General features: G+C 64.0%; 10 protein-coding genes. 5 read left to right on the top strand and 5 right to left on the bottom strand.

Annotated elements, in window-relative coordinates; genetic code table 11:
- Positions 1-74 precede the first annotated feature (74 nt).
- A complete protein-coding gene (locus NKH13_RS13780) occupies positions 75-878 on the top strand; it encodes an EamA family transporter (RefSeq protein WP_352912791.1) in 804 nt (267 codons plus the stop codon).
- Here NKH13_RS13780 and NKH13_RS13775 read toward each other — a convergent pair whose 3' ends face one another.
- On the bottom strand, positions 879-1,778 hold the full coding sequence (locus NKH13_RS13775) for a dienelactone hydrolase family protein (RefSeq protein ID WP_352912790.1): 900 nt from the start codon (positions 1,776-1,778) through the stop codon (positions 879-881).
- A 267-nt stretch (positions 1,779-2,045) separates the two neighbouring features.
- Here NKH13_RS13775 and NKH13_RS13770 point away from each other — a divergent pair, with 267 nt between their 5' ends.
- Positions 2,046-2,186, top strand: a complete 141-nt coding sequence (locus NKH13_RS13770; RefSeq protein WP_352912789.1) for a hypothetical protein — start codon at positions 2,046-2,048, stop codon at positions 2,184-2,186.
- Positions 2,187-2,195: 9 nt separating this feature from the next.
- A complete protein-coding gene (locus NKH13_RS13765) occupies positions 2,196-2,627 on the top strand; it encodes a hypothetical protein (RefSeq protein WP_352912788.1) in 432 nt (143 codons plus the stop codon).
- Between the two features lie 10 nt (positions 2,628-2,637).
- Here NKH13_RS13765 and NKH13_RS13760 read toward each other — a convergent pair whose 3' ends face one another.
- Complete coding sequence (locus NKH13_RS13760) at positions 2,638-4,950, bottom strand: glucose/quinate/shikimate family membrane-bound PQQ-dependent dehydrogenase (RefSeq protein WP_352912787.1); 2,313 nt, start codon at positions 4,948-4,950, stop codon at positions 2,638-2,640.
- A gap of 39 nt (positions 4,951-4,989) precedes the next feature.
- Between NKH13_RS13760 and NKH13_RS13755 the strand changes: the two genes are divergently transcribed.
- The gene (locus tag NKH13_RS13755; RefSeq protein WP_352912786.1) at positions 4,990-6,051 is read left to right on the top strand and encodes a DUF2059 domain-containing protein; all 1,062 of its coding nucleotides are present in this window, start codon (positions 4,990-4,992) and stop codon (positions 6,049-6,051) included.
- 92 nt (positions 6,052-6,143) lie between these two features.
- Entirely contained in the window at positions 6,144-8,846 is a 2,703-nt protein-coding gene (locus tag NKH13_RS13750) for an ATP-dependent helicase (RefSeq protein ID WP_352912785.1), read from the top strand.
- A gap of 12 nt (positions 8,847-8,858) precedes the next feature.
- Here NKH13_RS13750 and NKH13_RS13745 read toward each other — a convergent pair whose 3' ends face one another.
- The 3 genes from NKH13_RS13745 to NKH13_RS13735 form a co-directional block, all read right to left on the bottom strand.
- The gene (locus tag NKH13_RS13745) at positions 8,859-9,902 is read right to left on the bottom strand and encodes an ABC transporter permease (RefSeq protein WP_352912784.1); all 1,044 of its coding nucleotides are present in this window, start codon (positions 9,900-9,902) and stop codon (positions 8,859-8,861) included.
- A complete protein-coding gene (locus tag NKH13_RS13740) occupies positions 9,899-10,690 on the bottom strand; it encodes an ATP-binding cassette domain-containing protein (protein WP_352719001.1) in 792 nt (263 codons plus the stop codon). Before NKH13_RS13740 ends, NKH13_RS13745 begins: the two co-directional genes overlap by 4 nt.
- Before the next feature lie 65 nt (positions 10,691-10,755).
- Complete coding sequence (locus NKH13_RS13735; RefSeq protein WP_352912783.1) at positions 10,756-11,763, bottom strand: substrate-binding domain-containing protein; 1,008 nt, start codon at positions 11,761-11,763, stop codon at positions 10,756-10,758.
- Between the last annotated feature and the right edge of the window lie 73 nt (positions 11,764-11,836).

Below are 11,836 nucleotides of genomic sequence, written 5' to 3'. Positions count from 1 at the left end.
GCAAGCCCCAGCAGCAAGCCCGGCACTCGCCGGCCCCGCCTTTACCTTGGCAAACGCGGTCCCGCCTCAGCGCCGTGTTCCACTATCTCGGACCGGCCTTCGCGGTGCTGCTGTTCCCGCATGTCGGCGTGCTCGGCATGGCTTGGCTGCGCATCGCCACCGCTGCACTCGTCTTTGCCCCATTGACCCGGCCATGGGCGGTCTTTGCCCGCGCCGATCGCTCGACGCGATTGTTGCTTCTGGCTTTCGGCGTCTGCCTTGGGGTGATGAATTGCTCGTTTTACCTGGCGCTCGACCGGCTGCCGATCTCGCTGGTGGCGGCGATCGAATTCGTCGGCACCATCGGCGTCGCGCTTGTCGGCCTCAGAAGCCGGCGCAATCTGGCCGCCCTTGCAATCGCCGTCGCCGGCACCTTGCTGCTGATCGACGTCAAATGGTCGAGCGATCCCGTCGGCCTGTTCTGGGCTTTCCTCAACGGCGCGCTGTTCGTTGGCTACATCGTGCTCGGCCACCGCGTCGCGCGCGCCGGCGCCGGCGACGGCATCGCCGGGCTGGGTGCCGCCATGGCGGTCGCCCTTCTCGTTGTACTGCCGATCGGTTTTGCCGATGCGCTGCCGGCTTTCTCGGCGCCGCCGCTGCTGCTTGCGGCGGTCGGCGTCGGCATCTGCTCGTCGGTCATTCCCTATATTTGCGACCAGCTTGCCATGTCGCGGCTTCCGCGCTCCAGCTTCGCGCTGATGTTGTCTTTGCTGCCGGTCACCGCGACCTTGATCGGCGTCATTGTGCTGCGGCAAATCCCAAGCGCCACGGACTGCCTTGGCATCGCACTGGTGGTGGCCGGCGTCGGCCTTCACAAACCGGCGCCGGCGCCCACCTGATCAGGCCAGCTTCTCCTTGAGGAAGGCGATCGTCCGGCCCCAGGCGAGATCGGCCGCCTTCTTGTCGTAGCGGGCCGCCGACGTGTCGTTGTTGAAGGCATGGTTGGCGCCTTCATAGACATAGACCGAGTATTCGACATGAGCCGCGTCGAGTGCCTTCTTGAAGGCATCGATGCCGGCATTGGTGCGGGTGTCGAGGCCGGCATAATGCAGCATAAGCGCGGCCTTGATCTTCGGCACGTCCTCGGCCTTTGGCTGCATGCCGTAATAGGCGACGGCGGCGGCGAGGTCCGGCGCGTTGACGGCCAGCATGTTCACCGTGCCGCCGCCCCAGCAGAAGCCGACGGCGCCGACCTTGCCGTTGCCGTCCTTGTAACTTTTGAGGTAGGCGACCGTTGCGACGGCATTGGTGGCGACCTGTGCTGGATCGAGCTGGGAAAACAGGTCACGTGCCCTGTTTTCATCGGCCGGCGTGCCGCCGAGCGGCGTCATGAAGTCCGGCGCGAGCGCTACGAACCCTTCCAGCGCAACGCGCCGCGCCACATCGCGAATATGCGGGTTGAGACCCCTGTTCTCATGCACCACGATGACGGTGCCAAGCTTGCCGGTCTGGTCCGCCGGCCTGACCAGATAGCCCTTCATCTCGCCGGCGCTGCCGGGATAGCTGATGTCCTCGCCTTTCACACGCGGATCATCTTCCGCCACGATTGCCGCCTGGGCCGAGTTCGCCGCCAGCAGCGGCGCGATCGCGGCCGCTGCCGCACCCGAGCCTGCAAGCCTGGTCAACTGCTCCATGAAGCGGCGCCGGTCGAGCGTCAGATGCGTGTATTCGTCATAGGCATCGATCATCGCCTGGGTAATGACAGGCTCGGCGGCAGTGGGTCCGGCAGGTGTTGTCATGGCGCGCTCCTCGTCGGCCCCCCGCGGCAACATAGAGCCGAAGCTTGCCTGGTCCAGTCACGGCTGAGTGAGGCTGCCAAAAGTCCCTGCACGAGGGCCGTGATGCCGCGCGCCTCACTGTCGTTAAATTTTGGTCCTTTGTGGCAATGCTAAATGCACGCACCACAATGTAAAGAAGTTACCGAGCTATGCCTCACTCGGGCCATTTGGCGAACGAGAGTGGCCATTTGGCGGGAAAAGAATGCCTGACGACGAAGGAATAAGCCCATGACCTTTCCCTTCCCGCTTCTGGCAAGTGGGTTCGCACTCGCCGCTATGACTTTGCTGGCGCTGCGGTTCACCGCCTTCAAACGATCGTTGATCAAGGTCCGCTCCAACCGGTACCCGCCCACAAACACCAAAGCCTGAGGAAAGGTCATGGACGTTCAGGACATCATCAACACCGTCTCGCAGAAAGCCGGTCTCAACCAGGCTTTGACGGAAAAGATCGCCGGCACGATTTTCTCGGTGCTCGAACACGAGGCGGAAGGCACGACTCTGTCCAGCTTCTTCGCCAAAATCCCGGGAGCCGACGCCCTGGCCAAGCAATATGATGTCATGGCTCCCGGCGCAGCTTCCGGCGGTGGGCTCCTGTCCTCGCTGGAGGGCGCGCTCGGCGGCGCTCTCGGCGAAAAGACCGGCGCGCTGATCAACGGCGTCGCCATACTCAAGGCATCAGGCCTCACGCTCGCACAGATCAGCCAGGCCGGCACGATGCTGGTCCAGCAGACCGAGACAGCCGCCGGCCCGCAGTTGACCAATGAGGTACTTGCATCGGTACCCGACCTGAAAGGGCATCTCGGGCTCTGAAGGAACTTCTCTATTTCGGCAGCGTATAGGCCATCACATAGTCGCCCGGCTTGGTACCGACCGAGCCGTGGCCGCCGGCAACGATGACGACGAACTGGCGCCCGTCGGCTACCGTGTAGGTCATCGGTGTCGACTGCCCGCCCGCCGGCAGCCGCGCCTGCCAAAGCTGCTTGCCGGTCGTCAGGTCATAGGCGCGCACATAGTCGTCGACTGCCGCACCGAGGAAGGCGACGCCGCCGGCAGTGATCATCGGCCCGCCAATGCCGGGCACGCCGAGCTTGAATGGCAGCGGCAGCGGCGTCATGTCGTAGACGGTGCCGTTGCGATGCTTGTAGACGATCTTGCCGGTCCGGAGATCGGCACCAGCCACATAGCCCCAGGGCGGCGCCTGGCAGGGAATGCCGAGCGGCGACAGGAACGGCTTCAATATCACTGCGTAAGGCGCACCGTCATTGCGGTTCAGGCCCTGTTCGCTGCCCTTGGTGTCGCCGGGCGGCGGCACGTCGGCGCGCGGCACCAGTTTGGAGATGAACGCCAGGTACGTCGGCATGCCGAACATCACCTGCCGGACCGGATCGACTGCCACGCCGCCCCAGTTGAAGGTGCCGAAATTGCCGGGGTAGATCAGCGAGCCCTGCAGTGACGGCGGCGTGTAGCGGCCCTCATAGCGCAGCTTCCGAAGCTCGATCCGGCAGGCCAGCTGGTCGAACATGGTGATGCCCCACATGTCGGCGCCGGTCAGTGGCTTCGGACTGAAGCTCAGGTCCGAAAGCGGCTGCGTCGGCGAGGTATGGTCGCCTTCGATCGCGCCGGCCGGCGCCGGTAGTTCCTTGACCGGAACGATCGGCTCGCCACTGCGCCGGTCGAGCACATAGAGGTCGCCCTGCTTGGTCGGCCCGACCAGCGCAGGCACCACGCCACTTTCCGTGGTGATGTCGACCAGCGTCGGCTGCGCCGGCACGTCCATGTCCCAGAGGTCATGGTGCACGGTCTGCCGCACCCAGCGCAATTGTCCGCTGTTGAGGTCGAGCGCGGTGATCGACGAGGAGAATTTCTCGTCATTGGCGCTGCGCCCGGCGCCGAGCTGGTCCGGCGTCTTGTTGCCGAGCGGCACATAGAGCAGGCCGAGCTTCTCGTCGGTGCTCGCCGTCGACCACATGTTGGGCGAGTTGTTGGTATAGGTCTGGCCCGGCGGCAGCGGCGTCGTCTGGTCAGGATTGCCGGAATCCCAATTCCACAACAGCGCTCCGGTGTCGGCATTGTAGGCACGGATAACCCCGGACGGCTCCTGCGTAGAATAATTGTCGTTGACCGCACCGCCGACGATGATCTTGTTGGCGACGATCAGCGGCGCCGAGGTCGAATAGTAATAGCCCGGCTTCGGATATGGCATGTTGGCGAGAAGGTTCAGCGTGCCGCCTTCGGCAAATGTGGGGCAGACCTGGCCGTTCGCGGCATCGAGCGCGATCAGCCGGGCGTCGGATGTCGGCAGGTAGATGCGTGTGGCGCAGGGCTGGCCGGCGGCGATCTTGGCGTCGGCATAATAGGACACGCCGCGGCAGGTCTGGTGCTGGCGGTCCTTGTCGAGCTTGACCTTCGGATCGAAGCGCCATTTCTCCTTGCCGGTGGCGGCGTCTATGGCGATGGCGAAATTATGCGGCGTGCAGATATAGAGCGTGTCGGCAATCTTCAGCGGCGTCACCTGATAGGTCGTCTCGGCGATGTCGTCGGGCCCTTTCACGTCGCCGGTGCGATAGGTCCAGGCCGGCTGCAGATTGGCGACGTTTTCGGGGGTAATCTGGTCGAGCGGCGAATAGCGCTGGCCATATTGCGTGCGACCGTAATAGTGCCATTCGCCGGCCGGCACGTTGCCGCCGAGATCGGCCGTCGGCGTCACCTTGTCGGTGTTGAGTTCACCCGCAATATCCTTTGGATCGACCGTCATCGAATAACCGGCGACGGCAAGCGAGGCCAGCACGGCGAGGATAAGCGGCGCGCGTCCGTCGGGACCGGTAAGCCCGCGCCGCGCCCATGGCGTCAATAGCCACAGCGCTATAAGCACGATGATGCCGCCGCGCGGACCGAGCTCCCACCAGTCGAAGCCGATCTCCCAGACCGCCCAGGCGAGCGTGCCGAGCACGATCGCCGCATAGAGCCACAGGGCCGTGGATCTGCGCCTGTAGAGCAGCCAGGCCGCGACAAGGAAAGCTAGACCAACGATGACGTAATACCAGCTGCCGCCCAGCGTCACGAGCCAGATGCCGCCGCCGCCAAGCGCTAGGCCGATGAGGAAAAGGATCAGGGAGGTGATGACCACAGCCAAGACGGTGCTCCTTCGACTGGTGCGCGCCGCGACGCGTCCATGGGCAACCCCGCATTGCGTTCCTGCCCCCACGCAACTTTCTCCGGCCCGCCTTGTGTGTCAAGCGAGCTCGAAGCAATCCATGATCGGACCAACAACGACGCTGCTGATTTCAACGCTGTGGGCAAACTCGAGCCACACGCTAAAGTAGCGATCTACCTTGCCGGTAACCAAGTTTTCCAGCAATCTGGCTTGAGCCACCAAAACCTTGGAGTAAATAGAGTGACGTCATTCCTAGTGCCTACGACGCGCGCAGTGCTTATCGCATACGCCCTCCTCCTCGGACTGGTCGCCGGGACAATGGCGGCACCGGCACAGACGATCGGCGAGATCAACAGGGCAAACGGCCTTCACGAGATGCTGATGAGCATCGGCCCCAGTATCGCCAATGGCATAAACTCCATACCGGGACCTCTTTCGAAAAATTTCCAGGAGGCCTGGTCGGAGGCGATGGAAGGCTCCTTCGACGCGGCCAAAATGGAGACGGCCGTCGAATCGCACATGGGGGACAAGCTGACCGCTGCCGATCTGTCCGATCTTGCCGCGTTCTACACCTCGGCTTTGGGCAAACGCGTTACCGCTCTGGAAATTCAATCGTCTGGTTCTGAGGGCAAGGAAAGAAAGAGGACAGACGGCCACCGCATCCTCGCCGAGCTGCCATCCAAGGATCCGGTCCGTCTCGAGTTGTACAGGAAGATCATGGATGACATCAGCGCCGTCGACACGGGCGAAGCAATGGCGTTGAATATAGGCTACGCGATGTTTTCGGGCGTGGTGGGAGCGGCAGGAAAACCCCTTCCGGACGACCAGATCATGGCTCTGGTGCACCGGCAATACGCAAGCATTCGCCAGAAAATCGAACAAAACGTCATGGAAGGTGCCGCCTACACGTACAGAGATCTGCCGCTTGAAGATCTCAAGCTTTATTCGACATTCCTGGCGTCGCCCGCCGGCAGCCGCTACTACGATCAAATGCTGGCCGCTCTGAGTGTGGTGATAGCAGGGGAAGCGCGCTCGTTCGGACACCGGTTGTTCGTAGCGCTGGGTTACCGCAAGGCCTGAGCAGGCGGGTATCGCACCGCTCGGGTGCTTTGCCAGAACAAAACGGAGACACTTCTGGCCTTTCGCTGCCGAATCACTACATTCGGGGGGAGATGTCCGGGTTTTCGGAAGACATGCCCTTTTTTGACGAACCGAACGCGCGGCCCGTGGCCCCGTCGGGCATTGCCGCGCGCGCCATGGCTGCCCGCAGCAACCAGAACAACGCGCCCGATTATCTCAACGGCCTCAACCCCGAGCAGCGGCTGGCAGTAGAAACCACCGAAGGCCCGGTGCTGGTGCTGGCCGGCGCCGGCACCGGCAAGACGCGCGTCCTGACCACCCGCATTGCCCACATCCTTGCCACCGGCAAGGCTTTCCCCTCGCAGATCCTCGCCGTCACCTTCACCAACAAGGCGGCGCGCGAGATGAAGCAGCGCATCGGCCTGTTGATCGGCGACGGCAATGTCGAGGGCATGCCGTGGCTCGGCACCTTCCATTCGATCGGCGTCAAGCTGCTGCGCAGACATGCCGAGCTGGCCGGGCTCAAATCCGACTTCACCATTCTCGACACCGATGATGTCGTACGGCTGATCAAGCAGCTCATCCAGGCCGAAGGGCTGGACGACAAGCGCTGGCCGGCCAAGCAGTTCGCCCAGATGATCGACGGCTGGAAGAACAAGGGCCTCGGTCCCGCCGACATCCCCGAGGGCGATGCCCGTGCCTTCGCCAACGGCAAGGGCCGCGAGCTCTACAAGGCCTATCAGGAGCGGCTGAAAACGCTGAACGCTTGCGACTTCGGCGATCTCCTGTGCCACCCGATCCGCATATTTCGCGCCAATCCGGACGTGCTGAAGGAATACCACAAGCGCTTCCGCTACATCCTCGTCGACGAATACCAGGACACCAACACCGCCCAGTACATGTGGCTGCGCCTGCTGGCACAGCGGCCGCGATCCTCCCCCCTTGAGGGGGAGGTGCCCGCGAAGCGGGCGGAGGGGGTTGCCGCAGAAGGCACCGCCAATGCGTCGAGCACTGCCGCACGGACCCCACCCGACCGGGCTTTGCCCGGCCACTCTCCCCTCAAGGGGGAGGGAAATCCGCGCCCAGCCACCGTAAATATCTGTTGCGTTGGCGACGACGACCAGTCGATCTACGGCTGGCGCGGCGCCGAGGTCGACAACATCCTGCGCTTCGACAAGGACTTTCCCGGCGCCACCATCATCCGGCTGGAGCGCAACTACCGCTCGACCGCGCATATCCTCGGCACCGCCTCGCATCTCATCGCCCACAATGAGGGCCGCTTCGGCAAGACGCTGTTTACCGAAAAGATCGCCGAGGACGACGAGAAGGTGCATGTCCATGCCGCCTGGGATTCCGAGGAGGAGGCCCGCGCCGTCGGCGAGACCATCGAGGCCTACCAGCGCCAGAAGCACAATCTCAACGACATGGCGATTCTCGTCCGCGCGTCCTTCCAGATGCGCGAGTTCGAGGACCGCTTCGTCACGCTCGGCCTCAACTACCGCGTCATCGGCGGCCCGCGCTTCTACGAGCGCCTCGAAATCCGCGATGCGCTGGCCTTCTTCCGCGTCGTCGCGCAAGGCGCCGACGACCTCGCTTTCGAGCGCATCGTCAACGTCCCGAAGCGCGGCCTTGGCGAGGCCACCATCCGCCAGATCCACGACACCGCACGCGCCCTGCGCATCCCGATGCTGGAGGCGGCGGCAACTCTCGCCGAGAGCGACGAGCTGAAGCCGAAGCCGCGCGCGGCACTGCGCGAGGTCTCGGCCAATTTCGAGCGCTGGCAGAAGGCGCTGGAAACCACGCCGCACACCGAGCTCGCCGAGACCATCCTGGAGGAGAGCGGCTACACCGACATGTGGAAGAACGACCGTTCGGTCGAAGCGCCGGGGCGGCTGGAAAACCTCAAGGAGTTGATCCGCTCCATGGAGGAGTACGAATCGCTGCGCTCCTTCCTCGAACATGTCGCGCTGGTGATGGACGCCGAGCAGAACGCCGAGCTCGACGCCGTCAATATCATGACGCTGCATTCGGCCAAGGGCCTCGAATTCGAAACCGTGTTCCTGCCCGGCTGGGAGGAAGGGCTGTTCCCGCACCAGCGTTCCCTGGACGAGGGTGGCCGCTCCGGGCTGGAAGAGGAACGCCGCCTCGCCTATGTCGGGCTGACCCGCGCCAAGAAGAACCTGCACATCTGGTTCGTCTCCAACCGCCGCATCCACGGCCTCTGGCAATCGACCATCCCGTCGCGCTTTCTCGACGAACTGCCCGAAGCCCATGTCGAGGTCGCCGAGAGCGGCAATTCCTATGGCGGCTACGGCAATGCCTATGGTGGCGGCTCGTTCGCCGCCGGTCGCGGTGGCCAAGGGGCAGGCAGGCAGAACCCCTATGGCGCGTCGCGCTTCGACAATCTTGGCGGCAACAACGGCGCCGAGAAATCCGGCGCTTTCTCCAGCACCTATGCGACACCGGGCTGGCAACGTGCTCAGGCCAACCGCACCGAGGCGACCGACCGCAATTGGGGCACGCGCTCCGGCCACCAGGTCGAGCGCATCGGCTATGGCGAAACCGATTCCGGCTACGGCGCCGGCCGGACCTCGATCAAAGGCCGCACCATCGACGGCGAGCTGGTCGCCAAATCCGTCGCCGACACGCCGTCCCCCTTCAATGTCGGCGACCGCGTCTTCCACCAGAAATTCGGCAACGGCAACATCTCGGCCATCGAAGGCAACAAGCTGACCATCGACTTCGACAAGGCCGGCCAGAAACGCGTGCTGGACGGGTTTGTCACGGGGGTGTGAGGTCGCCGGTCGTTAGCGATACCGCGCCTGGTTCCACTTATGGCCAAGCAGCGACAAGATGATGATCAGCCCGTTGAAGAACTGGACGTAGAAGCCACTCAGGCCCGCCGCCACCACGCCGGTCTGGATGAAGGAGACGGTGACCGCGCCGATTGCGCCTCCGACGACGGTGCCGATGCCGCCCCAGGTCGGCGTGCCGCCGACGAACACCGATGCCAGCACCGGCAAGAGATAACCGTCGCCCGCCGTCGGCCACCAGGTGAAGTTGATCATCACCGAGAAGGTGCCGGCGATTGCCGCGCCGATGCCGACGAAGACGAACACTTTCACCCTGACGCGCTTGACGTCGATGCCCATCTGCTGGGCGCTGTCGGGATTGTCGCCGACCACCTTGACCTGCGCGCCGAAGCGATGGCGGTTGTAGAGCAGCGCCGACAGCACGACGAAGCCGATCGCCCAGAATATCTGCACCGGAATGCCGTAAAGCTGGCTGGAGAAGATCTTGTAGGCCCAGCTGTCGGCAAGGCCGGTCAGTGCCGTCGACCTGCCCTCGTTGATGATCTGGATCAGGCCGCGCAGCAGGAAATTCATGCCGAGCGTGGCGATCAGCGACGACAGCCCGCCATAGACGACCAGCGAGCCGACCAGGAAGCCGAGCAGCATGCCGGTGACGATTGCGGCGGCGATGCCGACGAACGGGTCGTAGCCGGCCTGCACGACCAGCGCAAACACCCATGAGGCGAAGCCCATCGTCGCCGGAAACGACAGGTCGATCTCGCCGCAGGTGACGACAAAGACCAGCGGCACCACCACGAACAGCGCCACGGGCAGCGTGGTCAGCACGGAACTGTAGAGATACCAGCTGGTGAAGACCGTCGGATTGGCGATCATGAACACCGCCATCATCACGATGAACACCGCAAGCGTGCCGAGTGCGGCGCGGTTGTCGAGGACAAAGCCGCGCATCCAGTGATCGGACGGGTGCTTCCATGCCTTCCGGGCGGCTTCGCTGCTGCCGAGCGGGGTTTGCAGATCGGGCTCCATTGTCTTGCTCATCGCGTTGCCTGCTCCCCGGCATCGTGCAATCCCGCCAGTCCGCCGGGGTGTGCCACGTCTTCCATGAAATTGATGAGGTCTTCGGCCGACTTGACCTCGCTCCGGTCGGCGCTGAGCGCGACCTTGCCGCGGTCGAGCACGACGAAGCGGTCGGCGATATCGAAGACGTGGTGGATGTTGTGGCCGATGAACAGGATCGACCGGCCGCTCGCCCGCACCTGGCGGACGAAATGAAAAACCTTCGCCGTTTCGGTCAGTGACAGCGCCGTCGTCGGCTCGTCGAGAATGATCAGGTCGGCTTGCTTGTAGATGGCGCGGGCGATCGCCACGCCCTGACGTTCGCCGCCCGACAGCTGGCCGACGATCGACTGCGGCGTGAACACTTTCGAGGTGAAGCCGATCTCGCGCATCAGCCGGCTCGCCTCCGCGATCTCCTTGTTGACCTTCAGCCAGCCAAGCCAACCGGTGAGCTCGCGGCCCATGAAGATGTTGCGCACGATCGTCTGCTGAACGGCGAGCGCCCGGTCCTGGAACACCGTCTCGATGCCGGCGTCGCGCGAGCGCGCGGCGCTCCACCCGGTCACCGGTTTGCCGCGGATGAGGATTTCGCCGCTGGTCGGCTTGACCACGCCGGAAAGAATCTTGATCAGCGTCGATTTGCCGGCGCCGTTGTCGCCGATCAGGCCGACCACCTCGCCGCGGTCGACGCTGAGGTTGACGCCGCCAAGCGCATAGACCTGGCCGTAGGACTTGCTGATGTCACGCAATTCGATGAGGCGTTCGGCCATGGCGGTCCTCGCTTGTTTGTCGGTCGTTGCCGGCCGGGGTTCAACCCGGCCGGCAGATCGGGCGATCAGCGCAGCGCCTGCTTGGCGAGTTCGGCGACGATCTCGTAATTCTGCGGCGTGACGAAGCCGGCACCGGTGTCGACATTCATCGGCGCCAGACCCAGCACCACCTGCTGGCAGAGGCTGAGGATCGGCAGATATCCCTGCAGGAACGGCTGCTGGTCGGCCGTCAGCTGCACCCAGCCGCCCTTGAAGCCCTCGACGATCTGCGGGCTGGTGTCGAAGCCGAAGTTGAAGATGTCGCCCGGCTTCCTGCCCGCCGCCTGCATGTAAGTCGGCACATTGCCCAGCAGCTGCCCGCCGGGATAGCCGACCGCCTTGACGTCGGGATTGTTGAGCAATGCTGCCGTGATCACCGGAATGGCCAGATTGGGGTCGGCGGCCCACTCGGTTTGAGAATTGATTTGAACGACATCGACGCCGGCCTCTTTCAGTGCGGCGACTGTGCCACGCTCGCGTGCGCCGCGGCTCTCGTTCTCGAACGGGCCGATCATGATCGCCTTGTCGCCGGCCTTCAGCCCGGCCAGCTTGAACGCCTCGGCGCCAAGTGCGCGGCCCTGCTGCTCCTGCTGGGCGCCGACATAGCCGCCGCCGAACGCCGCCGTAACCGTCGGCACAGGCACGTTCTGGTACATCATCTTGATGCCGTCCTTGTGCGCCTGTTCGGCCAGCGGCATGATAGCGGCGTCGCCCGGGTGGCCCATCATGGCGATGCCTTGGGGCTTGACTGCGACTGCCTCGCGCAGCTGCTGGACCATCTTTTCGACATCCCAGCCCGAAAAGATATAGTCGACCTTAGGCCCGAGATCGGCGGCCGCCTGCTTGGCGCCATTATAGACGATGGTGCCGAAGGCGTCGCCCTCGGCGCCGCCCGCGAAGAAACGGATATGGACATCCTTGCACCACTGGGCATCGAGCGCCTGCGCCGGCAAGGTCGAGAGTGCGGCGGTGAGCGCCATCGCGGCCGCCGCGACGGTCGAGCGCAAAACTGTCCTTCTCATCGTAATGCTCATGCACTTATCCTCCCTTTGTTCCCTCGCTAGCCGAGGGGTTTTGACGATCGCTTCGGCATTGCGCCGCAATCTT

Origin of the sequence: Mesorhizobium sp. M1348 (assembly GCF_040317925.1) — a bacterium.
GTDB lineage: Bacteria > Pseudomonadota > Alphaproteobacteria > Rhizobiales > Rhizobiaceae > Mesorhizobium.
The sequence above is the reverse complement of the archived record's forward strand: the minus strand, read 5'-3'. Positions and strand labels throughout refer to the sequence as shown.